At 42.8% G+C, this 26,462-nt stretch carries 23 protein-coding genes and 1 other annotated feature; of the genes, 11 read left to right on the top strand and 12 right to left on the bottom strand.

Annotated elements, in window-relative coordinates:
• Window positions 1-60 precede the first annotated feature (60 nt).
• Window positions 61-322 (top strand) — a binding site (T-box leader).
• A 43-nt stretch (window positions 323-365) separates the two neighbouring features.
• Window positions 366-2,012, top strand: coding sequence for a methionine--tRNA ligase (metG, locus tag NSQ66_RS17900; RefSeq protein WP_036688372.1), 1,647 nt, complete (start codon window positions 366-368; stop codon window positions 2,010-2,012).
• Between the two features lie 8 nt (window positions 2,013-2,020).
• Here metG and NSQ66_RS17895 read toward each other — a convergent pair whose 3' ends face one another.
• A complete protein-coding gene (locus NSQ66_RS17895) occupies window positions 2,021-2,890 on the bottom strand; it encodes a LysR family transcriptional regulator (protein ID WP_036688370.1) in 870 nt (289 codons plus the stop codon).
• A gap of 150 nt (window positions 2,891-3,040) precedes the next feature.
• On the opposite strand from NSQ66_RS17895, the gene NSQ66_RS17890 reads away from it, so the two are divergent.
• From NSQ66_RS17890 to NSQ66_RS17870, 5 genes are all read left to right on the top strand, one after another.
• Entirely contained in the window at window positions 3,041-4,777 is a 1,737-nt protein-coding gene (locus NSQ66_RS17890) for an ABC transporter ATP-binding protein (protein WP_076100411.1), read from the top strand.
• A complete protein-coding gene (locus NSQ66_RS17885; RefSeq protein WP_076106319.1) occupies window positions 4,774-6,513 on the top strand; it encodes an ABC transporter ATP-binding protein in 1,740 nt (579 codons plus the stop codon). Before NSQ66_RS17890 ends, NSQ66_RS17885 begins: the two co-directional genes overlap by 4 nt.
• A gap of 76 nt (window positions 6,514-6,589) precedes the next feature.
• Complete coding sequence (locus tag NSQ66_RS17880; protein ID WP_339279329.1) at window positions 6,590-6,850, top strand: hypothetical protein; 261 nt, start codon at window positions 6,590-6,592, stop codon at window positions 6,848-6,850.
• 1,005 nt (window positions 6,851-7,855) lie between these two features.
• Entirely contained in the window at window positions 7,856-8,569 is a 714-nt protein-coding gene (locus NSQ66_RS17875; RefSeq protein ID WP_036688363.1) for an ABC transporter ATP-binding protein, read from the top strand.
• A complete protein-coding gene (locus tag NSQ66_RS17870; RefSeq protein ID WP_038571874.1) occupies window positions 8,562-10,163 on the top strand; it encodes a hypothetical protein in 1,602 nt (533 codons plus the stop codon). The genes NSQ66_RS17875 and NSQ66_RS17870 overlap by 8 nt, the downstream gene beginning before the upstream one ends.
• An 86-nt stretch (window positions 10,164-10,249) precedes the next feature.
• Here the strand turns inward: NSQ66_RS17870 and NSQ66_RS17865 are convergent, their stop codons facing one another.
• Window positions 10,250-10,927 carry a TetR/AcrR family transcriptional regulator gene (locus NSQ66_RS17865; protein WP_076141873.1) on the bottom strand — a complete coding sequence of 226 codons (678 nt, stop codon included), beginning with the start codon at window positions 10,925-10,927 and terminating at the stop codon, window positions 10,250-10,252.
• 229 nt (window positions 10,928-11,156) lie between these two features.
• Between NSQ66_RS17865 and NSQ66_RS17860 the strand changes: the two genes are divergently transcribed.
• Together NSQ66_RS17860 and NSQ66_RS17855 are read left to right on the top strand one after the other, a co-directional pair.
• Entirely contained in the window at window positions 11,157-12,590 is a 1,434-nt protein-coding gene (locus tag NSQ66_RS17860) for an MDR family MFS transporter (RefSeq protein WP_076141874.1), read from the top strand.
• A 94-nt stretch (window positions 12,591-12,684) separates the two neighbouring features.
• The gene (locus NSQ66_RS17855; RefSeq protein ID WP_081390157.1) at window positions 12,685-14,295 is read left to right on the top strand and encodes an S-layer homology domain-containing protein; all 1,611 of its coding nucleotides are present in this window, start codon (window positions 12,685-12,687) and stop codon (window positions 14,293-14,295) included.
• Between the two features lie 99 nt (window positions 14,296-14,394).
• Here NSQ66_RS17855 and NSQ66_RS17850 read toward each other — a convergent pair whose 3' ends face one another.
• The 5 genes from NSQ66_RS17850 to NSQ66_RS17830 all read right to left on the bottom strand — a co-directional run bounded on the left by NSQ66_RS17850 (window position 14,395) and on the right by NSQ66_RS17830 (window position 18,802).
• Window positions 14,395-15,111 (bottom strand): glycosyltransferase family A protein, encoded by a 717-nt coding sequence (locus tag NSQ66_RS17850; protein ID WP_076141875.1) that lies wholly within the window; start codon window positions 15,109-15,111, stop codon window positions 14,395-14,397.
• Window positions 15,108-15,845 (bottom strand): glycosyltransferase, encoded by a 738-nt coding sequence (locus tag NSQ66_RS17845; protein WP_076141876.1) that lies wholly within the window; start codon window positions 15,843-15,845, stop codon window positions 15,108-15,110. Before NSQ66_RS17845 ends, NSQ66_RS17850 begins: the two co-directional genes overlap by 4 nt.
• Before the next feature lie 187 nt (window positions 15,846-16,032).
• Entirely contained in the window at window positions 16,033-17,019 is a 987-nt protein-coding gene (locus NSQ66_RS17840; protein WP_076141877.1) for a phosphotransferase, read from the bottom strand.
• 20 nt (window positions 17,020-17,039) lie between these two features.
• The gene (locus NSQ66_RS17835) at window positions 17,040-17,843 is read right to left on the bottom strand and encodes a glycoside hydrolase family 43 protein (RefSeq protein WP_141118562.1); all 804 of its coding nucleotides are present in this window, start codon (window positions 17,841-17,843) and stop codon (window positions 17,040-17,042) included.
• Between the two features lie 53 nt (window positions 17,844-17,896).
• The gene (locus tag NSQ66_RS17830) at window positions 17,897-18,802 is read right to left on the bottom strand and encodes an AraC family transcriptional regulator (RefSeq protein WP_232061395.1); all 906 of its coding nucleotides are present in this window, start codon (window positions 18,800-18,802) and stop codon (window positions 17,897-17,899) included.
• Window positions 18,803-18,957: 155 nt separating this feature from the next.
• Here NSQ66_RS17830 and NSQ66_RS17825 point away from each other — a divergent pair, with 155 nt between their 5' ends.
• Window positions 18,958-21,033, top strand: a complete 2,076-nt coding sequence (locus NSQ66_RS17825) for a beta-galactosidase (RefSeq protein ID WP_076141878.1) — start codon at window positions 18,958-18,960, stop codon at window positions 21,031-21,033.
• 49 nt (window positions 21,034-21,082) lie between these two features.
• Here the strand turns inward: NSQ66_RS17825 and NSQ66_RS17820 are convergent, their stop codons facing one another.
• Window positions 21,083-21,628 (bottom strand): GNAT family N-acetyltransferase, encoded by a 546-nt coding sequence (locus NSQ66_RS17820; protein ID WP_076141879.1) that lies wholly within the window; start codon window positions 21,626-21,628, stop codon window positions 21,083-21,085.
• A complete protein-coding gene (locus NSQ66_RS17815; RefSeq protein ID WP_076141880.1) occupies window positions 21,625-22,275 on the bottom strand; it encodes an NUDIX domain-containing protein in 651 nt (216 codons plus the stop codon). The genes NSQ66_RS17820 and NSQ66_RS17815 overlap by 4 nt, the downstream gene beginning before the upstream one ends.
• 142 nt (window positions 22,276-22,417) lie before the next feature.
• On the opposite strand from NSQ66_RS17815, the gene NSQ66_RS17810 reads away from it, so the two are divergent.
• Window positions 22,418-22,942 (top strand): hypothetical protein, encoded by a 525-nt coding sequence (locus NSQ66_RS17810; protein WP_076141881.1) that lies wholly within the window; start codon window positions 22,418-22,420, stop codon window positions 22,940-22,942.
• Between the two features lie 2 nt (window positions 22,943-22,944).
• Complete coding sequence (locus NSQ66_RS17805; RefSeq protein WP_076141882.1) at window positions 22,945-23,385, top strand: hypothetical protein; 441 nt, start codon at window positions 22,945-22,947, stop codon at window positions 23,383-23,385.
• Window positions 23,386-23,812: 427 nt separating this feature from the next.
• On the opposite strand, the gene kduD is transcribed toward NSQ66_RS17805, so the two are convergent.
• From kduD to kduI, 3 genes are read right to left on the bottom strand one after another with little or no spacing between them, the layout of a single operon-like run.
• Window positions 23,813-24,568 carry a 2-dehydro-3-deoxy-D-gluconate 5-dehydrogenase KduD gene (gene kduD, locus NSQ66_RS17800; RefSeq protein WP_036688326.1) on the bottom strand — a complete coding sequence of 252 codons (756 nt, stop codon included), beginning with the start codon at window positions 24,566-24,568 and terminating at the stop codon, window positions 23,813-23,815.
• A 43-nt stretch (window positions 24,569-24,611) separates the two neighbouring features.
• Window positions 24,612-25,367 carry a DeoR/GlpR family DNA-binding transcription regulator gene (locus NSQ66_RS17795; RefSeq protein WP_036688324.1) on the bottom strand — a complete coding sequence of 252 codons (756 nt, stop codon included), beginning with the start codon at window positions 25,365-25,367 and terminating at the stop codon, window positions 24,612-24,614.
• 34 nt (window positions 25,368-25,401) lie between these two features.
• Window positions 25,402-26,235 (bottom strand): 5-dehydro-4-deoxy-D-glucuronate isomerase, encoded by an 834-nt coding sequence (kduI, locus tag NSQ66_RS17790; RefSeq protein ID WP_036688322.1) that lies wholly within the window; start codon window positions 26,233-26,235, stop codon window positions 25,402-25,404.
• Window positions 26,236-26,462: the final 227 nt, after the last annotated feature.

Here is a 26,462-nt window from a genome sequence, read left to right as displayed (position 1 = left end):
TTGATTTTTCACATTGACAATAAACAACAAATTGATTATTATTTTCTCTAACTTGAATATGTAAAAGCAAAGAAGAGAAAGAGTACCACGGCAATTCTTTCAACAGAGAGCTCCGGTCGCTGAAAAGGAGTAAAGAAAACCCTTGGGAATATGGTCTCAGAGCTGCGCATCGAAACCTTATGGGTTGTAGGCTGCGCCGGAACCTGCATCCGTTACAGTGCTAGGGTATAAACGTTAATTAACGTCGTACCTGAAGAGGTAAATGTCATGAGGCATTTATAAAATTAGGTGGTAACACGTGAGTAGAACTCTCGTCCTTTGTGGATGGGAGTTTTTTTGTTGTCAAAAAAAGGAGGAGAAGGTTAATGAGTAATGTGTTTATAGGTGGTGCTTGGCCGTATGCGAATGGATCTTTACATCTTGGGAGATTATCAAGTGTGTTGCCTGGGGATGTGCTGGCACGATATTTTCGCTCCAAAGGGGATAACGTATTATATGTATCAGGCAGTGATTGCCATGGCACACCCGTAGCGGTTCAGGCTGCGAATGAAGGGATTACACCCGGAGCTTTTGCAAGCAGATATCATGAGGAGTTTCTGAAGTGTTTTAAACAGCTGGGATTTAGTTATGATCTATATACTCGAACGGATCAACCGCAGCATCATAAGGTCGTGCAAGAGTTGTTTACAAAGCTACTAGAGAATGGTCATTTATATAAAAAAACCATTGCGCAATGTTACTGCGAGGTGGATCAGCGCTTTTTGCCAGACAGATATGTGGAAGGGACTTGTCCGGTATGTGGCCAGCGGGCGCGAGGGGATCAATGTGATTATTGTTCTACGATTCTAGATCCTGCCGATTTGTTAGACAGAGTCTGCAAATTATGTGGTAATACACCATCAGAAAGGCCGACAGAACATTATTATCTTAGCTTATCTAATTTTCAGTCTGAATTAACGGAATATGTAGAGGAAGCACAATTTTGGAGAGATAACGCTATAAAACTGACCAAACGTTATTTACAAGAAGAGCTGCAGGACCGCGCGGTAACAAGAGACTTGTCTTGGGGTGTAGATGTTCCTGTGGCTGGATTTGAAGATAAAAAGATTTATGTTTGGATTGAGGCGGTAAGTGGTTATTTATCAGCCAGTAAGCAGTGGGCTGCACAGTCCGGAGGAAGCTGGGAGGATTTTTGGTTAGAGGAAAAAGGGGAGATTACTGCTTATTATGTGCATGGTAAAGACAATATTCCTTTTCACACTTTAATATGGCCGGCTGTGTTATTAGGAGCTGGAGGTCTGCATTTACCGGACAGGATTATATCTAGCGAATATTTAACCCTTGAAGGGCAGAAGTTCTCCACTAGCCGAAACTGGGCGGTCTGGGTACCTGATATTTTAGAGCGGTATCAGCCAGATTCTATTCGTTATTTCTTAATTGCCAATGGACCCGAGAAGCGGGACACGGATTTTTCCTGGAGAGAGTTTATTTATAGCCATAATGGAGAGCTGCTTGGAGCATTTGGTAACTTTGTGAATCGTTCATTGGCTTTTGTAGATAAGTTTTATGAAGGGAAAGTGCCGAATGGGCAATTGGATAAGGGGTGGAATGACAACATTGACCTCTTGTATCTCGAATCAGGGCGGCTTATTGAGGCTGGGAATCTAAAAGATGCGCTGGAGTATATTTTTTCTTATGTGCGCAAGGCAAACCAGTATTTCGACCTGCAAAAACCATGGATACAGATAAAAGAGGATCAGGTTTCTTGTGATTCTGCAATATACACATGTGTGCAGATTATTGCGAACCTAGCGAATTTGTTACATCCGTTTCTGCCGTTCTCTTGTGACAAGATCAGGGGGTTCCTGTCGTTAGAACTACCGAATTGGCAGCCTTGCTCAGTACCCCCTTACCAACAGGTTACTGAATTACAATTATTGTTTGAACGAATTGATATTAACCGTATTAAAGAAGAAGAGGATAGGCTCGTTCAACAACAAGTGAATAAATAGATCTGGTATTATCCATTCTTGAAACTCTCAATAAACTTTGAAGCCAATGATGACAAGTATTTATCCTTAATCCAGACGGCGGCGACCCGCGTGCGTAGTGATTCACTACTGATTTCTTTATAGATCAAATTACTGTTACTCGTTAATTCGAAAGCGGATTTGGGGATGATTCCGATGCCAAGACCAGCGTTTGCCCAGAGCAGTGTTGTTCTAGCATCATCATTCATGCAGAAAATCAGCGGATCAAAGCCGTTCTCAAGACATGTTTCCCGGATAAGCTGCTCAAAACGGCGGTAGATAATAAGCGGCTTATCCTTTAGCTCACCGATCTCAATAAAGTTTTCATCCGTTTTCCAGTCATACTCAGGTGTCATTACGGCAATCATAGGTTCAGCTTGTGTGTAAAGACACTCTAAATTTGTACCATTAAAGGGTGTCCTTACAATTCCGACTTCGACAATGCCTTTATTCAAGAGGTCAATGATTCTAAAGGTATTTCCTTCATGAATCTCAAACTTCACACCTTTATAGGTTTTGTGAAATTCACATAGCCGATCTTGAAGCAACGTAGCTCCAGAGGAAGAAACTGTACCAATGGCTAGGGTTCCTTTTAAACCTTTAACAAAATCAGTGAGCTCACGGGCAGTGGAATCTGCCAGCTCCAGAATTTGTTGGGCACGGTCCCGCAAAATGGCTCCAGCTTCAGTGAGCTGCACGCTGCGTGGACCTCGTTCCACTAGCTTTACACCGAGTTCTTCCTCCAGGAGCTTTAGCTGCTGGCTCAGCGGAGGCTGGGCCATTTGCAGTTTTTTGGCTGCAGATGTGATCTGTCCTTCCTCAGCTATCGCCATAAAATATTTAAGCTGTCTAATATCCATATAAAAATCCTCCGAACTTGAGATATGCTAATCGTATGGGAGCGATACGAATCCAATATTATTAATATGTGAGTAGATATGCCATAATCATAACTGTTCTTATACATATTTCAAGTGGTTAAATACTTCTTATGTTGGGTGTGGATAAATTTGTTCAAAATTGCAGTATATTTAAAGCCGTACAAAAAAGAAGCGATCATTGGACCGATCTTCAAACTGATGGAAGCGATTCTGGAGCTGATTTTGCCTACCATTGTCGCATTGATCATCAACAACGGGGTTGGCAATCATGACAGCGCCTATGTTTACCGCATGGGTGGCCTAATGGTTCTGATGTCACTGCTTGGCTTCGGCTGCTCCATGGTATGCCAATACTATGCAGCCCGGGCTTCACAGGGATTCGGTACGACACTACGCAATAAGATGTTTAGACATATTACATCCTTGTCGTATGCTGAACTGGATACCTTAGGTACGCCTACACTGATTAATCGGATTACCAATGACGTAAACCAGCTGCAAATTGCTGTGGCCATGCTGATTCGTCTAGTTATTCGTGCACCGTTTATCTGCGTCGGGGCTATCCTAATGTCCATGATTTTGGATTTTAGATTATCGCTGATTCTAATAGCGGCAACACCGGTTTTTGGCATTATTTTATATTTTATTATCACCCGCAGTGCTCCTTTGTACCGAAAATACCAGCAGAAGCTGGATGCCCTTGCGCTCGTACTGAGTGAGAATTTATCGGGGATTCGAGTGATTCGTGCTTTTGCCAAAAGACGTACAGAAAAAGAACGTTTTGATGCCTCATCCGATGATTTGACTACTACAGCGATCCGGGTTTCGCGGATTTCTGCTTTGCTTGGGCCGATGACTACACTTGTAGTAAATGCGGCGATCATAGCTATTTTGTGGGTAGGCGGAATTCATATCGATGGGGGCCGATTGTCTCAAGGGGAGATCATTGCCTTCATCAATTACATCACTCAGATCTTGCTGGCGCTGATAGTAGTCTCCAACTTGGTTATTATTTTTACAAAAGCCTCATCCTCAGCGAATCGTGTGAATGAAGTGCTTGGTGTTAAGGTATCCGTGTCCGAGGAAGGAAATGCATTGATTGCTGAACCCGACCATGCTGCCCCTGCTATACAATTCGATCACGTATCCTTTGGGTATAATACGACAGGTGAATCGGCATTAGAGGATATATCTTTAGTAATTAATCGCGGAGAGACCGTGGGTCTGATTGGCAGTACGGGTTCAGGTAAGTCTACTTTTGTGAATTTGATCCCTCGTTTGTATGATGTGGTGCAAGGTGAAGTGAAAGTGGATGGTGTGGATGTCAGAGATTACAAGCTGCACCAGCTTCGTGAGAAAATAGGGATTGTACCGCAAAAAGCTGTGCTGTTTACAGGAACAATCGCTGAGAATATACGTTGGGGCAAGGAAGATGCAACTGAGGAAGAAATCATGCAGGCAGCCTCTATCGCTCAAGCGGAGGAGTTTATACGTAAATTACCCGAAGGCTTGAATACGCAAGTATCTCGTGGTGGATTAAATTTATCCGGTGGACAAAAGCAGCGCTTAACCATAGCTCGTGCAGTAGTAGGTAAGCCATCGATTCTTATTTTGGATGACTCCTCCAGTGCGCTGGATTTCTCCACAGATGCGGCACTTCGAAAGGCTCTTAAAGAGAGCAGCCAGGAAATGACCGTACTCCTTGTCTCGCAGAGGGTAAGCACTGTAAGACAAGCGGATAAAATAATGGTATTTGAGGAAGGGCGGATCGCCGGTGTCGGAACCCATGAGGAGCTGATGCGGGGTTGTGAAGAGTATAAAGAAATCTGCCTGTCCCAGCTATCAAGTGAGGAGTCGGGCCAATGAACAAAAATAACATTTGGAAAAGACTTATTGTATACACAGGGCATTATAAAAAAATAGCTATAGGTGCAGTAATCTGCGCAATACTCAGTGTGATTGCCAGTCTAATTGGCCCGCTGCTCATCGGCAGCGCCATCGATTTTATGATCGGGCCGGGAGAGGTTGATTTTGACGCCGTACTTAGACTGCTTTTGATTCTGGCAGGGGTGTATATTGTCGGCAGCTTTTTCGGATGGCTTCTTACCTACCTGACTAATCGAATTGCTTACCGGACTGTATATGACTTACGGCGGGAGCTTTTTGATAAATTAAATGTTTTGCCGTTGAAATTTCATGATAACCACCCGCAAGGGGACAGCATCAGCCGGTTTGTTAATGATATGGATGCGGTCTCTGATGGACTGCTGCAAGGCTTCTCAACACTGCTCACGGGGATCATCACCATCGTGGGGGCAATTGCACTCATGTTGTACATTAGTCCTTTAATGACCTTAGTTGTTCTTCTGTCAGCACCCGTTACATTTTTTGTGGCAAGATTTATTACGATGCGCTCCCAGAAGATGTTTAAGGAGCAGGCTAAAATTCTGGGCGGTCTCAACGGATATGTGGAGGAAATGATTGGCGGACAAAAAGTGGTCACAGCTTATCATTATGAAGACCGTGCACTGACCCAGTTTGAAGAACGAAACGAGACTTTGTACCAGACTGGCGTGAAATCACAATTTTACGGTTCCTTGTCCAATCCGACAACACGGTTAGTAAATAATATTACCTTCTCTGTTATCGCGATGATCGGAAGTGTTATGGTGATTCGCGGGTTTGTGACGGTAGGGGATTTGTCCAGCTTTTTGATCTTCTCCAACTTGTTTGCTAAGCCGTTTAATGAAATTACAGGTGTGATTACGCAGCTTCAATCGGCAACAGCATCAGCGCAGCGAATTTTCGCCATTCTAGACCTATCGCCAGAACCAGCTGATGCAACAGACGCCAAAATTATGAATACAAGTCAAGGAACGATTACTTTTGAAAAAGTATCCTTTGCTTATAATCCTGAACGTCCTCTGATTAATGATTTCAGTCTGGAAGTGAAACCAGGTACCCGGGTTGCAATTGTAGGGCAGACGGGAGCGGGGAAGACGACACTGGTTAATCTGCTTATGCGTTTTTATGATGTGGATAGGGGTTCCATCAAGATTGACGGCGTGGATATCAAGACGATTACCCGGGACAGTCTGCGGCGTAATTTCGGGATGGTGTTGCAGGACACTTGGCTGTTTGGCGGCACAATTAGAGAAAATATTGCCTACGGCAAACCTGAGGCTACCGAAGAAGAGGTCATCGCTGCTGCAAAGGCTGCTAATGCTCATAGCTTCATTAAACGCCTGCCTGAGGGATATGATACGAAGATCAGTGGCTCAGGAGATAATTTGTCGCAAGGACAAAAGCAGCTGCTAACCATAGCACGAGTGATGCTCGTAGATCCACCTATGCTCATTTTGGATGAAGCCACCAGCAGTATTGATACGCTGACTGAGGTACGGATTCAGAAGGCTTTTCTAAAAATGATCGCAGGCCGGACCAGCTTTGTAATTGCCCACCGTTTGTCAACGATTCGAGAATCGGATCTCATTCTTTTCATGAAGGACGGAGACATTGTGGAGAGTGGTACGCATGACCAACTCCTAGCCAGCGGTGGATATTACGCCAGATTATATAACAGTCAGTTCGCATCAGCGTAGACTTTGCATTTAGAAAAAAGAGCATTCAATCCCGAATTTGGGGGTGAATGCTCTTTTTGTCGGGTGGATAGTTAGTTTGGCTAAGCTTAGCTTAGCTTACCTTACCTTACCTTACCTTACCTTACCTTACCTTACCTTACCTTACCTTACCTTACCTTACCTTACCTTACTGTTGCGGACCGTATTGCAGCTAAATAGTGTTTTTGGCGCCGTTCCCCAAAGTAACGGACTGCATAGCACTTATTCGGCTGATTTTGCAGCAAAAAGGAGCGGATATGGCACAATAGCTGCATCTGAGTCCGAACGGAGTGGAAAAGGGTGGGATTTTGCGAAATAAGGGCGCCTCGGTCCAATACGTTGCAATGGCAGCCATCGCCAAAGGTAGATTGCTTCTGTTCCGGAGTAGAATGCTTAGAAATTCGATTGCCTAGCGTTCCAAAGTAGTTAGCTTAGCGTCTCCAAAGTAATTTGCTTAACGTTCCAAAGGAGCTAACTCAGCGTCCCCAAAGTAGTTTGGATAGCGTTCCAAAGTTAGTTATCTCACCGTCCCCAAAGTAATTTGCTTAGCGTTCCAAAGTAGCTATCACATCGTCAGCAAAGTAGTTTGTTTACCCTTGCGGACCGTATTGCAGCTAAATAGTGTTTTTGGCGCCTTATTTCAAAGTAACGGACTGCATAGCACTTATTCGGCTGATTTTGCAGCAAAAAGGAGCAGAAATGGCACAATAGCTGCATCTGAGTCCGAACGGAGTGGAAAAAGGCATGATTTTGTGAAATAAGGGCGCCTCGGTCCGATACGTAGGAATGGCAGCCATCGCCAAAGGTAGATTGCTTCTGTTCCAGTGTAGAATGCTTAGAAATTCGTTTGCTTAGCGTTCCAAAGTAGCTATCACATCGTCAGCAAAGTAGTTAGTTTACCCTTGCGGACCGTATTGCAGCTAAATAGTGTTTTTGGCGCCTTATTTCAAAGTAACGGACTGCATAGCACTTATTCGGCTGATTTTGCAGCAAAATGCAGTGGATATGGCACAATAGCTGCATCTGAGTCCGAACGGAGTGGAAAAAGGCATGATTTTGTGAAATAAGGGCGCCTCGGTCCTATACACCGTGGCACCAACGAAGTCGACTGTTTAGCGTTCAAAAGTAAATTGCTTACCCTTACGGACCCGGTTACTATTCACCTCGCGCGCTATAGGGTGGGAATTTCCGATAAAAATATTTGTGAATGAATGAACTATCTGGACGGGCTAAACGTATTATAAGAAACGTATATTGAAGACGACGAAACTATAGTAAATATGGCTTGTCGAGAGTGTTATGAGATTGGAAGGGGAGTGGCAAGATGTTGACAATCAAACATTTTACCAAGAGCTACAAGGGTGGCAAGAAGGCGGTAAATGATCTGAATTTGGTGGTCGAAAAAGGTGACATCTATGGCTTTATCGGTCATAACGGTGCGGGGAAAACAACAACTATCCGAGCAGTGGTCGGAGTTTTAGATTTTGAGGAGGGGGATATCGAGATTGGTGGGTACTCCATTAAAAAAGATCCCTTAGCCTGCAAAGCGATTACTGCATATATTCCAGATAATCCGGATCTATACGATCATCTGACGGGCATTCAGTACTTGAATTTTATTGGTGATCTTTTTAGTGTATCGAAAGCGGATCGGGAGTTATTGATAAAGAAGTATAGCGATGAATTTGAGATTACCTCTAATCTGGGGGATTTAATCTCCGCATATTCTCATGGTATGAAACAGAAACTCGCGATTATCTCCGCGCTTATTCATAAACCGAAGCTGCTCGTTCTGGATGAACCCTTTGTGGGACTTGATCCAAAAGCGGCACACACGCTCAAGAGAATCATGGCGGAGATTTGCAGCCAAGGCAGTGCGATCTTTTTTTCGACGCATGTACTGGATGTGGCCGAGAAGCTCTGCAATAAGATTGCCATTATCAAAGCGGGTGAATTGATCACTCATGGGAAAACAGAAGAGGTGAAGGGTGACAGCAGCCTTGAAGATGTGTTTTTGGAGTTGATTAAACATGATTAATATCTGGCGATTGACGAAAATTCAGCTGATCTCATCGTTTGGGTTAAATAAAGCTTTGCATACAAGGAATATGAAAGAAAGACGAAAAATGCTTTTGCTGAGCATCGGTATCTTAATAGGGATTGTCATGATGGCAGTAGTTTCGTTTGGATATAGCTTCATGATAGCAGAGACCCTTGAACAGATAGGCAGGCCAGAGCTGCTGCTTGCGATTATGATGGCTGTTACTTGCTTGATTGGATTTTTTACAACGATCTATAAGGCGAGTGGGGTATTATTTGGCTCCAAAGATTACGATCTCGTAATGTCGTTGCCTATCAAAACGAGCCATATCGTAGCAAGCCGTGTAGTTCAGCTCTATGTGCTGAATATACTGTTCTCATTGATGGTGATGGTGCCAGCAGGTGTAGTTTATGCTATAAAGGTAAATCCGGCAGTAGTATATTATTTATTTTTCATGATAACGCTGCTATTTATCCCATTAGTGCCGATCATTGCTGCAACAATTATAGGGGCATTGATTAGTTGGATTTCCTCACGTTTTAAAGGAAGTCGTTTAATAAGTCTCATTCTGACTTTTGCCGTAATCATTGTTATTATTTTGGGTTCAGGCCAAATGAATGGGAATGACCCGCAGTTACTTGCGGATATGAGCACACAAATTGCCGATCAAATCTTCAACTTATATCCTTTGACGGTTATGTATGTAGATGCTGTCTGCTCGTATCAGGTAGCTCCTTTACTATTATTTATAGGGATTTCGTTACTTTCTTTTATGTTGTTTACCCTTATTCTTGGCAGCAAATATAAAGCAATACACACAGGCCTTACGACTTCTTACTCAAAGAATAAGTATCAAATGAGGTCACTTGCAGTCTCTTCACCGCTTTACACATTGTATAAAAAAGAGCTGCGCCGCTATTTCAGTTCTTCTATATATGTGCTAAATACGAGTATCGGTATGGTTATGTTACTTGTCATGGCGATTACCTTACTGTTTGTTAGCTCAGAGCAATTAGGACAAATTATTGAGATACCTGAACTCTCTAACTATCTAAGCAGATTGGCGCCACTATTTGTTTCCCTCTTTGTTGCATTAAGCTGTACGACATCGAGTTCGATTTCGCTTGAAGGTAACCATATTTGGATTTTAAAAAGCGCCCCCGTTCCGACAAAAACCATATTATTAAGTAAAATCGTAGTGAATCTCACCATTACAGTACCGATTGTGATTGTTAGTAGTGTGCTTCTAATGATTTCTCTGGGCACAGGCTGGATGGAGAGCTTGTTATTGCTAATAATCCCCGTCCTATACGCTTGTCTTACTGCAATGGTAGGTGTGATCGTTAACTTGAAGCTTCCTAAACTGGAGTGGACTAACGAAGTCTCAGTAATTAAACAAAGTGCTTCGGTCCTTGTAGCGATGATTATAGGATTTATCAGCTTGCTGATTCCATTTGGTTTGAGTTTTCTTTTATCCGATCTAAATGGTAATCTCGTTATGTTAGGTATTGGTGTGGTGATATTTGTGGCATGTGGAGTGATGTATAGATATATTCAGTCCAAAGGAGAACTTTTATTTCGGGCTCTTTAAAAAAGGGCATTCCAAAAGCCGAAATCGGCTGCTGGGATGCCCTTTTTTTGTGCCAAGATTTATTTTCGTGAAAAATCCCCTAAGCTCTACTGTCGCTCATTAGCTAACTGTTCAATTCCACTCACCATTATTTTTAGACCTGTATAGAACATCTTATCGGAGCCAATTTCATTAAAGATATTGTTTTCGTACATTCGTTTTATAACATTAGGTCCATCCCCTGATAAGTGCTCAAGCGATTGTTTAAATACCTCTCTAGCACCTCCAGTAGGTTCATTTTTCATGGCTAAGTCAATTCGATCCTGCTCATATTTGTCCAATTCGAAAGAGATTACATAGTTTAACACGCAAGCAATTAGGGAGAATTTGTCACTATCGCTTAAAGGAAGATGATCCACGATCTGAAGCAAAGTATTCAGTAAAGATAGATAATTAGGTTCAGAAGGCAAGGTTCTCATCATCAGCTGAGCCGAGCAAGGATACTTATGTAAAACCCCGCGGATTCGATCTGCAAAATGAAAAAGCTGTTCTTGCCAATCACCTTCGAGATTCGCAGTTTCGAGGGCTTCTTTGGCGATCTCATTAGCCAGTGTCTGGAAAATACTCTGTTTACTCTTAAAATGCCAATAGAGAGAGGCGGCTTGTATATTTAATAGTTCTGCTAATTTACGCATACTAAATGCCTCTATGCCGATATCATCCAACAGCTCCCAAGAAGCTTTTATTATATCTTGTTCAGTGATTTGCAGATTTTTGATTCTCATCGAAACGACCTCCTGTTACTGTCTTCTTTTATCATAAGCGAAGATGGATGGCTGGTCTACCATCGTTAGATTACCGGTTTATCTTACACTGTTAGATATTTTTATTTACAAGCAAATAAACGGGTGCTATATTAATCTTACACTGTTAGTTTAACGGTGCGATTTTTTAAAAAGGAGGCAGCGGTTAGCTATTTTATTAGTAAAAATTAAAAAGGATGTGTATAGACCCATGAGTAATCTACAAGTGGAACAATCCCAACCAGTCACCAAAGAATTTTCTATAAAAGCAATACTTCCCGTAATACTGGCACTTATAACAGGAATGTTGCTGGTTATGCTCGACAGTACAATTATGAATGTAGCGATCCCGCAGCTTGAAAAAACCTTTGATGCTAGCCTAAAAACAATACAGTGGGCCATCACGGGTTATACGCTGGCTTTATCCGTAATTATCCCATTGGCCGGATGGTTCTCGGATAAGTTTACTGCCAAACGTGTTTTTTTAGCTTCGATCGTATTGTTTACCATAGGTTCTTTATTATGCTCAATGGCACAATCCACAACAGAGCTGATAATCTTTCGTATTTTGCAGGGATTAGGCGGAGGGATGATTGCTCCAATTGGTATGGCTATGTCATTCAAAATCGCACCTCCCGATAAAAGAGGTTCAATCATGGGATTGCTTGGACTACCGATGTTAATTGCGCCTGTTCTTGGTCCTGTACTGTCAGGATGGCTGTTGGAATATGCAAGCTGGCACTGGATTTTTCTGATTAATGTCCCCATTGGTATTATTGCAATGATTGTTGGAGTGAAATTTCTTCCGGTAATAGAGAAGGGGAATAAAGCTAAATTGGATATTTGGGGTGTGATTTTATCACCACTCGCTTTCTCCAGCTTGGTATTTGGGGTGCATAGAGGGGGAGTGGACGGCTGGGGGGATCGTATAACGATTATATCTCTTGCGTTCAGCTTCATTGCTTTAGCCTTGTTTATTTTCGTGGAATTGCGCCAAAAAGAACCGTTATTGGAACTTCGCTCTTTTCGATCTCTAGAATTTAGTAAAGGTATGATTTTGACCTGGATTAATCAGTTCGCCTTATTTGGTTCGATTCTGTTAATTCCAATTTTTTTGCAGCAGGTCAGAGGTTTTTCTTCCTTTGAATCGGGACTTTTAGTTATTCCTCAAGCTTTAATATCCTTTGCTGGCATGATTATTGGAGGAAAATTATTTGATAAGTATGGAGCTCGGCCCGTTGTGTTCTCTGGACTTGTGCTGCTGTCCACCGGACTCTTTCTCTTGTCACGTTTACAAAATGATACAAGTGTATACGTTATGATCAGTTATTTTGCCATTATGGGACTTGGCCAAGGATTAACTACTATGCAGCTCGGTACACATGTGCTTAAGGCCGCTCCGAAGGATTTGATCAGCCGTGTGACCCCACTTACTGCCTCTGCACAACAAATTGTGGGTTCTTTTGCTGTCGCTATAATGTCGGGCTTATTGACTTCGAATATAGCTACTCAAATGAGTCAAGGAAATCAGAAGCTACCTTTAGAGGCTATGGTTGCAGGATTCCACGACACGTTCCTAGTTTCATTGGGCTTGGCGCTGTGTGGTGTGGTTCTTAGTCTCTTTTTGCGTAATCCGAAGAGCTGATCCTATCGTATTCTACCAATATTTTAGCGATGTTTATGGATTGTATCCTTGGTATAATTCAAAGATTGATAACCAAGGGGGAATCTCTTAACCCGTGAAGAATATATTTGCTAGATTTACTATAATGACCCTCGCTGTCGTGCTATACGCCGGAGTATTTATTCAGCATATATCGGCCGATAACGGGGTTCCTTTTGAGGATATAAACACTAGTTATGCAAAAAAAGAAATCATAGATTTATATAACCGGAATATATTAACTGGCACCTCGAATACTAAATTTTCACCTACTCAATCGATTACTAGAGCTGAATTTATTACAGTTCTTGATCGTCTGTTGAAGCTTGATCCAGCGTTGAGTCCGGTATCTCCTTATACCGACGTAGCCAAAAGCGCTTGGTATTACGGCTGGATACAGGCAGCAATTCAGCTTGAACTGGCGAACGGCACTTCGGCAACTACTTTTGCACCCGCAAAAGCAGTTACTCGGCAGGAAGCGGCTGTGTGGATAGCCAAAGCGCTAAAGCAAACAAACACTGCAACTACCGCACAAACCAATTTTAAAGATCGGCAACAAATTGCTAGCTGGGCAAGTGCTGCTGTAGCCAAGGTTAATGATCGCGGATTAATGAAGGGCGATAATAGCGGAAATTTTCGACCCACGGACCCGATAACCAGGCAAGAGACGGCAGTGCTGATGGATCGGGTGCTGCAACATACAAGCTGGGCGGCAGAGCTGGAAAGTGATCCGGACAAACGTATTGTTATAGGCTGGCAGTATGGTCTCACGACGTCACAATTTGAGAATCATGTTTTGCAATCGAACGTCAACACACTCTCACCACGTTGGTATTATGTTGGAAAAACAGGGACAGTAACGGATTCGACAGATGTCTCGCTGGTAACTTGGGCAAAAAAGAATAAAAGGCAAGTCTGGGCGATGGTTGGTAATCGATCGGATCAAGAAGCGACGCATCAAATGCTGTTGAGTACAACCGCAAGGAATACGGCAGTCAAACAATTAGCTGCTTTAGTGAGTAAATATGGATTAGATGGACTAAATATAGATTTTGAAAATGTAGCGGCCGAAGATCGTGTGTATTTGACTTCGTTTATTACTTTATTGGCCGAGAAAATGCATTCGCTCAATGTTATTCTGTCGATGGATGTATCCCCTGATCTTGGAACGGATTGGACAGAAGCTTTTGACTATGCTGCCCTAGGCAAGCAAGTGAATTACATGGTGATGATGGGGTATGATGAGCATTATGACGGGAGTCAAGTTCCGGGGTCCAATGCTTCGCTTTCTTATGATCAAAAGGCTGTGAATACAATCCTAAAAGTTGTACCTAGTCAAAAAGTTATATTGGCATTGCCCTTATATAATCGGGATTGGACACTGAACCAGAAGGGAACGGTTTTATCCTCTGAATATATTACGCTTCCGGAGCAAAATCAGATCATCAGCAGCTATGCATCGAAACCTGTGTGGAATCCTACTCTGGGACAATATGTCGCGAGCTACTCGAAACAAGCTATAAAACATACGATTTGGATTGAGGATGGGCGTTCATTAATAACTAAATACAACTTAGCGGTTACTAAAAAACTAGCTGGAGTAGCTTATTGGTATATAGGTGGAGAAAGTTCTGATATATGGTCTAGCTTAAGGAATGCAGAGAAATTTTTCGATTATACTTTTTAAAAATATGAAAGACTGGATGCGAATAGCCGCTTAGCTAATTGCTGTCCAGTCTTTTTATTGGGTTACTAAGTCGCAACTGCTAGAATGAGTTTGATTAAATCAGCCTCGAGTTACGTATTTTTTGAAGTTTTTTACCTTTAGAACTTTAACATTTTGAGCTAGAAGTTTCTTGTCACTAACGATCCATGTGTGATCTTTGGAGTTTTTTCTACGAACCGCAGCGAAGTTATACTTATTTCCTGCATAAATCTTAAAGCCCTGTGCAGCGCAATCCGCACAAAACTTAACACATTCACCTTTATTCCAATCTGGAAAAGAAATCTGCTGGAAGACATTTCGTTTTACGAGTAGGGTGGCACCCTGAACATTGGTTACCTGTTTATTTTCCATATGAAGATAACGAAGCAAAAGTAGCTTCTTATCATTTAAATACATATAGTGAGCTCGTTTTCCAACGATATCAGCTTTAGTTTTATGGAGGATTTTCATACTATCCGTTAAATAGTTGGCAGAGTAATAATCGTCGTCATCAAATTTAGCGATACAACTATAATTCGCTAAGTGCACACCAAAATTCAGACAAAACCCGAGTGAACGATATTCTGGTAGTTTATAGATCCGTACGTTTTTATGTTTTTTTGCAGCATGTATATAATCTTCAATTCTCAAGCTATCATTATTTATGATGACGATAAGTTCTTTAGATTTGAAATTCTGTCGTTGATAGTTATCAAACATGGTTTTAATACAATCAAGTCGTTTCGTACAAGTTAGAATAGACACAGCAGATGAAGTAGATTCAGCATTTAACTTCATAACGGAATCTTTGGACTGCGTCCAACAAAATTCCTGTAGTTTTTAATATTCCGGATGATCTTATGGTTAGCTATTAACGTACTATCACTGATAATCCATGTATGTTTTGAAGAGTTTTTTCTACGTATGGCAACGAAGTTATTTTTACTCGCAGAATAAACCTTATAACCTTTCTTTTTGCTTCTGCTGCAAAAGAGATCATCCTCACCTACGTTTTTATTAGGAAATTTCACATGATCGAATACTTTTCGTTTGAAGACGAGCGTAGCGCCAGGGAGATGGGTAACCGTCCGGTGTTCATCATTTGCAAAACGAAGAATCAAAGTCTTTGAACCTAGTAAATACATATAGTGAGCCCGTTTTCCAAGGATATCAGCTTTAGTTCTTTGTAAGGTCAGATTACTTTCCGTCAAATAATGAGGGGCATAATAATCGTCGTCATCAAATTTGGCGATGGTATGATATTTGCATTTTGTTACGGCATAGTTTAAGCATGAACCGAGAGATTGCTGTTCAGGTTTACGAAATATCTTAATATTTTTGTGTTTTTTAGCTAAGGTTTGGTAGGGGGATAGTGGAATTTTATTATTATTGATAATAATGATAAGTTCTTTATTGGCATGTTTTTGTCTGCTGTAATTTTGAAATAGGTTGTTTAAATAATTATGGCGATTGGTACAGGTAATAATGGAAATACCTTGTTGGTTCGCCTTGTAGCGAGGTACAGCACTCATTTAACCAACCCCTCATATGCATTTTTGGGAAAAGTCTCATAATACGATATGTCCAAGTTAGGATAGAGTAACGGCATATCAACCTCTTAAAAGCAAAAATGGACTTGTTTAAAAAACACAAAACCCACAGTGATAGCTGTGGGTTTTGTAAGAGAGACACATCATATGAAACGCTTTGGATGTTTGTTCAGAAATAAGATTCAATGATGGAAACGCCATTCTCGATTCTCGCCTTACTCTGCGTTAAATAATCTTTGGTCCAATCATCTAGGTTAGACAGATCAAAACTCCGGTACATCCCCGTATAAACAATAATCTCTCTTAATCGAAGAAAAAGAGGAATTAACTTCAGCTCATTTTCTGAAATCCTGTTCTCTTTAACGTAGCCTTTTAGAAAATGCTCCATAAAACGCTGACATTGAAGCTGCCTGTCCTCCATACTATCATCCCCGTAAACGTAGACTAGATAATACAGTTGAATGGCGATATCTTCTACAAACCAGCTGTACTGAGCTTCATCAAAATCAAACAAAGTCAGCTTACCATTGTCGACCAAAAAGTTGCCTACATTGATATCCCCATGGATGAGACCATAGGTATTTATATCAGCGTCGAGATGCTTTAGCCGATCCATAAGCGCCTTACAGCTTTCTAAAACGCCACTTTGGGATGGAGGAATAAACTTCGTTACATTCTGCAGGTAGTAGTTCTGATGCCACGCATGTCTTTTGAACTGTGGTTTATAAGATTTTGCTAATCTGTGCATTTGTCCAGTGATCATGCCACACTGCTCATAGAGGTCTACATCCTTCAGGCAGTCTGGGTAACCTATTCGTTTCCCTTGGGCTTTTTCAAAGGAAGATACCCTAAAGCACGAATCACCAATCTCTATTTGCTCAACTAGATTACCCTGAAGAGAACCTACGGGTCTTGATACGGAAACGCCATGATCTGCTATGTATAGAATCCATTCAAGTTCAGCCGCCAACAATTCCATACTGCGCAGCGAGTTATGAGTAAATCTTAGAATATATTGATGATTGCTAAGTTGATATTCATAAACAAAATTTTGAAATCCGCCAATGAAGCTTAGCTCATCTATGCTGATACCATATTTCGTACAGGCGGCACTTACAATCTGGTCATTAAATAAGGACTTAATCTTTTGTTCCAAGGGTTCTACTCCGTTCTACATTACAATGATTTTATCGAAATCGTTCTGGAGCTTTCCTGGACTTCAATAAGCAGCGGCCGTTCTTGTGGGTTGAGATTTGGGGCATGAATGGCCAGCATAAGTCTGCCCGTCAAATCACGAAACAACATTCCATGTCCGCCATCTTTGGCATAAAGAGGCTCAGGATCATGTAGCCAAGGTCCACTAATGTCACCGCTGACGGATCGGGCTAAACCCATGGCATAACCACTAGCTCCACTGCTAGACCACAACATAAGCAGCTCACCACTGCTAGTCTGATGCATAAAAGGACCGTCAGTTACGTATTGCCCTTCTTTGCCACCTACCGCCCAAGGAGCTTGTGAAGCCTGGAAAAGCAGCACGGGTTCACCAATACTAGCGCTTAAATCCTCCTTCAGCCGAACAGCATACATTTCTCCATCCGTCACTTCAATCCATTCACGGCAAAAGATCATCCAAGGTTTGTCTTCTTTATCTACATATAACGTTCCGTCAAGGCACTCCCAAGAAGCAGGGGTAATCGGATGATTGCTGATAGGGAGATAAGGACCCTCAGGTGTTTCCGCGCTTAATATTTGTGTCCCCCGTGGAACGCCATGTCTTTTAAAAGAAGCGAACATATAATATTTTCCGTTGTAGCGGTGAACCTCTGGTGCCCAGAAATGATGATCAGCCCAAAAATCAGCATCTGGACGAAAGGCAGCAATGGGTCCGGACCATTCCTGAAGATCTGAGCTGATATATACATCGAAGCCGTGAGGTGTGCCACTCCAAGCTGTTAGGCCATCTGTGGTGCCCCCAATTCACAAGCTATCATCTGCTTAATTTTACAATATCTTCATTAGTCTTGGAAGCGTTACTTCATTTGCTCGCCTTGTAGCAAACGTATTTTCATTACGCCTGGTGTACAGCCGTAGTTTTTTCGGAAGACACGTATAAAATAATTAGTCTCCATGCCCAGCTGAAGCGCAATATCTTGAACGGGGATCTCCACATCCTCCGTCATTAATTGCAGCGCCCGCTCCAGCCGCAGATTCTGCAAATATTTATGCGGAGTGACCCCATATTCCTGCACGAATAAACGCTGGAAATGCTGCACGGAGTAGCCGACTGCTGCTGCAAGATTGGAGATCAGAAGCGGTTCTGTGTAATGCTCGTTGATCAGCCCGACGGCTGTAGTTAGGGCTTCATTTCGGACCGACTCGAAGGCTAGACGATTACCGGAGCCTTCTGAACTCTTGGCAGGGCGCAGCATTAAGAGCAGTCTATAGAGCGTGATAGACAACTCCTGCATCCACATCTCGTCCTGCCGATTGGGGGCAGGAGAATTCACCGTATGCCAGATTTGGCCGATTTCTTCCCAGCATTGTTCAAAACGATCCGTTCTATAAGGAACAGAAGGGAGCAGTTCAAGCGCTTCCAGCAATCCATGAGCTTGACTGCCTTGAAAGCCGATAAAGCCAACATGCCACGGTTCATGAGAGGTAGGATAATATTCATGACCTCGATCGGGCGGGAAGGCAAAAGCCATCCCCGGTTCCAGTATGATTTCTGTGCCACTTTCCAGATCACGAAATAACCCGGTTCCAGTCCGGATCAAAAAGATTTGATACACAGGAAATCCTGCTGGGCGCACATGATGGAATTGGATATGACGACCTACAGAGTAGGGGGATAGGGGCAACGTTCCAGAGTCGCGTGGTAATTCAATCAGAGAAAAAGGCAGCAGGTTTATCACCTCATCTTCATTTTGTGCTATCACTTCGAGACTATATTCCTACTGATTGAAATGACTTTTCTTATATTATAAATAGTATAAATGATGATTCCTGAATAAGATAGCTTACGCTTCTAGCCTATCATCAGAGAATAGTCCCATTCTATAAATGGGCAGAATTGAGAGGATGATCGTACACAATGAATAAAAAACATTCCCCGATAAGCAGTAAAGCTGGTGTCATGCTGCACGGTGCTGATTATAATCCTGAACAATGGCTGAAATATCCGGAAGTATTGCGTGAGGATATCCGATTAATGAAGCTGGCGGGCTGCAATGTCATGTCCGTAGGCATTTTCTCGTGGGTATCTCTTGAACCAGAAGAGGGTGTGTTCACTTTCGAATGGTTGGATGGTGTACTTGATTCTTTTGCAGAGAATGGGATTTACGCTATCTTGGCAACGCCAAGTGGTGCCCGCCCAGCATGGATGTCGCAAAAATATCCAGAAGTCTTAAGAGTGGAGCGTAACCGTGTTCACAATTTGCATGGCTTCCGTCATAACCATTGCTTTACCTCACCAGTGTACCGTGAGAAAACTGCAATTCTGAATGCAAAGCTAGCGGAACGGTACAGCCAGCATCCAGCCATTATCGGTTGGCATATTTCGAATGAGTTCGGTGGGGAGTGTCACTGCGAGCTCTGCCAGGATGCTTTTAGAGAATGGCTGAAGGTGAAATATAATAACAGTTTGGATGAGGTGAATCATGCTTGGTGGGCTACTTTTTGGAGCCATACCTACACTTCATGGTCACAGATTGAATCCCCAGCTCCACATGGTGAGACACAAGTACACGGCTTGAATCTTGATTGGCGGCGTTTTGTTAGTGAACGGACAATTGATTTCTGCCAGCACGAGATCAATACGGTTCGTCCTTACAATCCAGAGCTGCCTATCACGACGAATATGCATATGATCGATGGCATTGATTACCGCGAGCTGGCCAAAATCCTGGATGTGGTCTCATGGGACGCTTATCCAGACTGGCATTATACCGAAGACGGTGATGATACTAGATTGGCAGCATGGACGGCGATGCACTACGACTTAATGCGCTCTTTTAAAAAGAAACCGTTCCTGCTGATGGAAAGCACGCCATCCCTTACGAACTGGCAATCGGTCAGTAAGCTGAAACGTCCTGGTATGCACAAGCTGTCTTCCTTGCAAGCGGTAGCGCATGGTTCGGATTCTGTGCAGTATTTTCAATGGCGCAAAAGCCGCGGATCAAGTGAGAAGTTCCACGGTGCAGTTGTAGACCACAGTGGCCACTCCGAGACTCGAGTATTCCAAGATGTAGCGGAAGTAGGCAAGACGCTGGCGGGAATGACGGAAGTAGTGGGTACGTCCACTCCGGCGCAGACGGCGATTATTTTCGATTGGGACAACCGCTGGGCGATAAAGGATGCGCAAGGCATCCGTAATTCCGGATTACGTTATGAGGAGACGGTGCTGCAGCATTATCGTGCCCTTTGGGAGCTGGGCATTCCAGTTGATATTATAGGCTCTGGAGATGATCTGTCTGCTTACAAGCTGGTTGTTGCCCCTATGTTATATCTGATTAGTGAAGAGAATGGAAAGCGTATCGAGAAATATGTGGAGCAAGGCGGCACATTCCTCGCAACCTATTGGTCAGGCGTAGTTAACGAAACGGATTTATGTCATCTGGGAGGATTCCCTGGTCCACTGCGCAGAACACTGGGGATTTGGGCAGAGGAGACAGAAGGGCTGCACAGCCGTGATCTGAATGGGTTAGTAATGGAGGCAGGTAATAAACTTAAGCTAAGCGGTGACTACGATGCGCATGAGATTGCCGAGCTGATTCATTTGGAAGGTGCAGAGGCTTTGGGGCATTATCGCAACGATTTCTATGCGGGCCGTCCAGCGCTTACAGTCAATCGTTTTGGTGAAGGAAATGCGTACCATCTTGCTACCCGTGTGAAAGACACTTCGTTCTATGTTGAGCTATACGCAGCGATCACATCTAAGGCAGGAATTACCCGTGCGATGGAGAGTGAACTTCCAGCAGGTGTGACTGCACAACTTCGCACAGATGGCGAAAGTGATTATGTTTTTGTGCAAAATTTCAGCGGCAGTCCGCAAACGGTAGAGCTGGATGGAGCGGAATACACAGACTTGGAAACAGGTCTTTCAGCTCCGGCCCTATTGAATCTAGCGGTGAATGGACTTGCGATGTTGAAGCGTAAAGCATTAGTATAATAAAAAGGCAGGACCTGAGTTTCAGGTTCTGCCTTTTTTTTGAATAGAATCAATTCTTAACTCTTCCCATCATAATGGTGTTATACAATTTGCCGTCCGATAGAAGTTTATCTTTCTTTAAAATCCCTTCGATTTCAAAGCCAAGCTTTTGATATAGCTTAATAGCGTTGGTGTTCGTTTCCAGCACATTTAGGGTGATCTTTTGAATACCGTTAGTGTCAGCCCAGGCAATCGATTCGGCGAGAAGATTTTTTCCAATACCATATCCCCAATAATCCTGCAGCACACATACTCCAAATTCTACTTTATGAGCAAATCTTTTTAAGGAATAACCTTCGCATCTGGAGAACGCAACGATTTGATTATCAACTACTGCGACTAGAAAAAGGTTATTATTTTTCTCTGAATCGGCTTGAATAAGCTGTTCAAACCCTTTTTCGTCAATAAAGGCTTCGCCTGGTTCCCGATCTAAATTCTCGGTTTCTCCATCGATCCGCACTCTTAATTCAGATAACACTTTAGCGTCTTTAGAGGCAGCAGATCTAATGCTATATTGGATTCCATTCACTGTAAATGTTTGAGGATTAATGATCATATGTCCTCCGTGACGATGGGTGATGTTAGAATTATTGCTTCGATGCCCTCAATGATCCGAGTGAAATAAGCTGCTTCATGAGGCACAAAATGAGTCCGATCCACTCTCTGTTGAATGTTGATTTTTTGCCCGTTTGAATCGACTTTGAAACCATTGATTTGTAGACTATGTATTTCTCCCTGCCAAAAGCTTCGGAAGTCCGCAAACTTTGTGATAACTATTCCTGCAACCTCTTCTTCTTGCAGCTTAAAATCGTCCAGAGGATAAGGATTGTTATAAACAAAAACATGCGCTCGTTCTTTATCGATAAGATTTTCTTTGATCATACAGTAAGGAATTGTATCTAAGGGAATCAGCTCATCAAAAGCTAGCTCCAAACCGAGTTCTTCTTGGACCTCGCGAATCCCGTCCTCTACCGTTTCGTGTGTCAGCAAATGTCCAGCGGCCGTGATGTCCAGCAATCCTGCATAATCTTGTTTCTGCTCACTACGAAGCTGTAAATAAATATAGGGGATTTCTTGGGTTTTGCTTATAAACCAGCAGTGGAAGGTCTCGTGCCAATGTCCTAACCGATGTACTTCTGCCCGTGGAGCTGTACCGATTCGGTGACCCGCTTCATCAAATATAGTAAGTATCTCATTATGCATAGAAAAGCTCCTTTGTGAAAATATCTACTGCTTAAAGCCTATCATAAAAACGATCGAATTGCTTAATGTCCCCAAGTGATTTTTATTGACATCGTTAAGAAATATATGTATATTTTTGGATGTTAATCAAAGGAGGAGTTAAATGAATTTAGTAGCCATGAAGCGGGAAGACTTGGACACTTTAAGTGATGAAAGGTTAGGATGGGCCTGTATGGAGCCTACCTTTCAGCTGATTCGCGGAAAATCGCCATCGACCAAATCAGAAGTGATCTCGAAGCTCACAGAGGGGCAACAAGCCTTATGTATGTTCAGAGTGCTATATGGTCACAGCTGTAATTCCGAAGGAGAATATTATGCTTGGATTTCCTACATGCAAGACCTGCCAGGGTATTGGACAGGGGTGATAGGAGGCATACGATTTTTTGACGAATCACCCATGATTCTTTTGCTTCAGGAAACAAAGACATTTCTCGAGGAAAGAAATCATCGACTGGGTAAAGAGTGGGCGGATGCTGCCATCACGGATTTGGATCGAGACCCTCAGCTGTTAGAAGTAATTACTGGGTTATTCGAACGATATAAGAACCTGACACCAAATACGCATAGAATAATTGGCGAATATATTCGCACTCATCCAGAGGAGTTTGTAGAACTAGGGAGTTCATAATTATGAATATGAAGAAACGTTATATATTTCTCGTACTTATTTTTTTATTGATCGAAATCCCAGTAATCATTAATCTCTACCATAGTTATAATTCATTTGAGAATTTAGTGTTGGATCAAATCGACGAAACAGAAATCACCTCTATCGAGATTGAGAAATACTCAGTGGATGAAAAGGTAGTGATTGAAGATCCGAAGGAAATTGAAAAGATCATTTATGCTTTTTCAGATGTAAAATTGAGAAGAAGTAGTGCTTTGGACAAATCTACGGAGACCTACTGGATAAGTATTATTGTGAATAACAGCTTGAGGTTTGGCATGAATCTTACGGATACTAACTTCCTGTATGTGACGGATCTTGATAAGAAGGACAAATACAGTTCGGGAAACTTTAGAATGACTAGTGATTTTGATGTGAATTCCATTGCAAGCTTATTTAAATGACGCAGAAGGATCAACCACCACTGGTACTGTGATTTTCGGACCCAGATGCCCCTATTTGCGAATTTACCGCCTTTTGAGCAGGTTTTCGGACTCCAGCGTCGCTAATGGTCATGAAAGAGCTTATAATTGGTGTTTTTTGCGCCAATAGCGGCTATGATCCAAATAGCGGATAAAACGGTGTATAAGGTCAGCTGAGTCCTTTAGGTGCTGCATGTGCAGATCGCTCAGTTGAGTCTTTTAGCTGCTGCGTATGGAGATCGGTCAACTGTGTCCTCTAGCTGCTGCATGTGCAGATCGGTCAGCTGAGTCCTTTAGCTGCTGCGTGTGCAGATCGGTTAGTTGAATCCTTTAAGCTACTGCGTATGTAGATGGGTCAGCTGAGTCAAAAAAAATGGGTGCCCCTATGGGACACCCATTTTTGTATGGATTATCTAGCCATCCATCCGCCATCCACATTAAGAACGTGACCGTTCAAGTAGTCAGATGCTGCGGAAGCCAAGAATACGGCAGGACCTTTAACATCATCAGGCGTTCCCCAACGTGCTGCAGGGATACGGTCTAAGATAGAGTCCGAACGACTTTGGTCGGCACGGATTGGTGCGGTATTTTCAGTAGCCATATAACCTGGTGCAATTGCATTGATGTTCAGACCGGAGCCTGCCCATTCATTTGCAAAAGCTTTAGTAAGACCAGCAACCCCGTGTTTACTCGCAGTGTAACCAGGGACATTGATTCCGCCTTGATAGGAGAGCATGGAGGCGATGTTAATGATTTTGCCGGATCCTCTTTCCAGGAAGTGGCGGCCTGCAATTTGCGACAGAAGGAACACTGTGTTCAGGTTCAAATTGATTACATCAAACCAGTCTTTTTCACTATGATCTTTTGCCGGTGCACGGCGGATCATTCCGGCGCAGTTTACGAGAATGTCAACATGTCCGGTCAGCTCTAGCGCTTGGTCAAAAGTGCTTTGCAGCTTGCTATGATCACTTAAGTCAGATTCGATACTAACTGCTTTTACTCCAAAAGCTTTTGCTGCATTTACAGTTTCTTCACTCGAATTAAGGGAGACTGATGCAACATCTGCACCGGCTTCTGCAAATGCAAGCGCGATTCCTTGTCCAAGACCTTGAGCTGCGCCTGTTACAATAGCTGTTTTACCTGCCAAGCTGAATAATGATGACATATAAATTACGCCCCTTTATTGTAAATGGATTGTTATTCCGGGTTTACCCGCATTCAATTGTAACGCCTGCACTGCGGAACTGTTCTGCCGTTTCGGGGGAGAGCCCATTGTCCGTCAGGATCACGTCAACTTCTTGTAGGGAAGCGAAGGTACGCAGTGCAGTATGGCCGAATTTATGATGATCTACAACCGCGAATACCTTACGGGCTGTAGATACAAGGGCTTGCTTGAACTCAATTAAATCTCCGGTATAAATGGAGAGTCCATGCTCTATATGAATAGCAGTCGATGAAAGGAATGCTTTTTGAATATTAAGCTTTTGTACATAGGAGACGGCTTCAGGACCAGCCAACATATTACGGACACGATAACCACCGGGAACGACCAGACGGATGTTATCTTTGGGAACCAGTTCGCTGATGATGTATACATCATTGGTGACTACCGTTAGTGGCATATTGTCCAGACGCCGAGCAATTTCAAGCGTAGTGCTACCGCCGTCAAGAGCGATAATATCGTCCGGTTCAATATGAGCAAGCGCACGCAAGGCAATCTCCGTCTTTTCGTCAGAGTATTTATCCAGCGGGTCTTTGGAGGGCAAAATACCAAACTGGTCGCTTTGTGCCAGCACAGCTCCGCCATGTACACGTACGATCAGCCCTTGTTCCTCCAGCCTGCTTAAATCCTCGCGTATTGTTTTTCCAGTAACCTGAAGCTTATCGCTCAGTTCATTCACCGTTACATCTTTTTGGTTCAGCATAACTTCCATAATCATCTCGTGTCGTCGTATCGGGTTCATCCGCCTGCCTCATCTTTCCGTAGTTGATTTATCTCTATTGTAATTCTTTCATGGATACGGGGTCCATATCATCATATCTTTTATTATCGCCAGCCATACTCCAGATAAAAGTATAGTTATGAGTGCCGACACCACTGTGGATGGACCAGCTTGGAGAAATAACCGCTTGTTCGTTATGCATTACGATATGGCGGGTTTCATCAGGTTCTCCCATCAAGTGGAATACAACGGAATCGTCCGGAAGATCAAAATAGAAATAGGCTTCCATCCGGCGTGGATGGGTATGTGCTGGCATTGTGTTCCACATGCTGCCTGGTTTCAGTTGGGTCATACCCATAACCAGTTGGGCACTTTGCACACCATTTGTGTGAATGAAGCGGTGGATTGTCCGCTCGTTAGAGTTCTCCAGACCACCCATCGCACCGGATTCAGAATCGGCCAGTGTGGTTTTGGTAGTAGGGTAGGACTGATGAGCTGGAGCAGAATTCAAATAGAATTTAGCAGGCTTGGAAGCGTCTGCACTTTTGAAGACTACATCTTTAGAGCCTTGACCTACATAAAGACATTCTTTGAAATCTACTTCATATTCTGTGCCATCTACAACCACGGAGCCTTTACCACCGACATTGATGATGCCCAGTTCACGGCGTTCCAAGAAATAAGTAACCCCAAGTTCTTTAAGGTCAGTAGTTAGCGCAACCTCTTCTTTTACAGGATTAGCTCCACCAACGATCATACGATCTTCATGAGTTAGGACAAGCTTTAGCTCATCAGGTGCAAAAATAACGGGAATGTGGAATTCCTTACGGAGGCGCTCAGTGTCAAATTGTTTTACTTCATTAGGATGGGATGCGAAACGTCTTTCCATTGAATGTTCAATCTCCTTTGTGTACATATTATCGTTCGTATAGGTACACTTTAGTACATTTATGTTCATTTTACAAGTACTAATCTTTTTTATTTCGTTTATTTATGTTTATTTATTGGTTTTTCCAATTGCAAAATGAACGGAAAGTGTGCACAATAGAGCTATTATGCTCGATTTTCATGAATGCCGGAAGATGATATAAAACTGAAATGATGGAGGTTGAAAAG

This window comes from Paenibacillus sp. FSL H3-0329 (assembly GCF_037963285.1).
GTDB lineage: Bacteria > Bacillota > Bacilli > Paenibacillales > Paenibacillaceae > Paenibacillus_AQ > Paenibacillus_AQ odorifer.
Note: the sequence above shows the minus strand (reverse complement) of the source record. Positions and strands in the feature narration are given on the sequence as shown.

Excerpts from the sequence above, each read along its gene's own strand:
- metG (WP_036688372.1), top strand. The coding sequence starts at position 366 with ATGAGTAATGTGTTTATAGGTGGTGCTTGGCCGTATGCGAATGGATCT.
- NSQ66_RS17895 (WP_036688370.1), bottom strand. The coding sequence starts at position 2,890 with ATGGATATTAGACAGCTTAAATATTTTATGGCGATAGCTGAGGAAGGA.
- NSQ66_RS17885 (WP_076106319.1), top strand. The coding sequence starts at position 4,774 with ATGAACAAAAATAACATTTGGAAAAGACTTATTGTATACACAGGGCAT.
- NSQ66_RS17875 (WP_036688363.1), top strand. The coding sequence starts at position 7,856 with ATGTTGACAATCAAACATTTTACCAAGAGCTACAAGGGTGGCAAGAAG.
- NSQ66_RS17870 (WP_038571874.1), top strand. The coding sequence starts at position 8,562 with ATGATTAATATCTGGCGATTGACGAAAATTCAGCTGATCTCATCGTTT.
- NSQ66_RS17865 (WP_076141873.1), bottom strand. The coding sequence starts at position 10,927 with ATGAGAATCAAAAATCTGCAAATCACTGAACAAGATATAATAAAAGCT.
- NSQ66_RS17860 (WP_076141874.1), top strand. The coding sequence starts at position 11,157 with ATGAGTAATCTACAAGTGGAACAATCCCAACCAGTCACCAAAGAATTT.
- NSQ66_RS17850 (WP_076141875.1), bottom strand. The coding sequence starts at position 15,111 with ATGAAGTTAAATGCTGAATCTACTTCATCTGCTGTGTCTATTCTAACT.
- NSQ66_RS17845 (WP_076141876.1), bottom strand. The coding sequence starts at position 15,845 with ATGAGTGCTGTACCTCGCTACAAGGCGAACCAACAAGGTATTTCCATT.
- NSQ66_RS17825 (WP_076141878.1), top strand. The coding sequence starts at position 18,958 with ATGAATAAAAAACATTCCCCGATAAGCAGTAAAGCTGGTGTCATGCTG.
- NSQ66_RS17820 (WP_076141879.1), bottom strand. The coding sequence starts at position 21,628 with ATGATCATTAATCCTCAAACATTTACAGTGAATGGAATCCAATATAGC.
- NSQ66_RS17815 (WP_076141880.1), bottom strand. The coding sequence starts at position 22,275 with ATGCATAATGAGATACTTACTATATTTGATGAAGCGGGTCACCGAATC.
- NSQ66_RS17810 (WP_076141881.1), top strand. The coding sequence starts at position 22,418 with ATGAATTTAGTAGCCATGAAGCGGGAAGACTTGGACACTTTAAGTGAT.
- NSQ66_RS17805 (WP_076141882.1), top strand. The coding sequence starts at position 22,945 with ATGAATATGAAGAAACGTTATATATTTCTCGTACTTATTTTTTTATTG.
- kduD (WP_036688326.1), bottom strand. The coding sequence starts at position 24,568 with ATGTCATCATTATTCAGCTTGGCAGGTAAAACAGCTATTGTAACAGGC.
- NSQ66_RS17795 (WP_036688324.1), bottom strand. The coding sequence starts at position 25,367 with ATGAACCCGATACGACGACACGAGATGATTATGGAAGTTATGCTGAAC.
- kduI (WP_036688322.1), bottom strand. The coding sequence starts at position 26,235 with ATGGAAAGACGTTTCGCATCCCATCCTAATGAAGTAAAACAATTTGAC.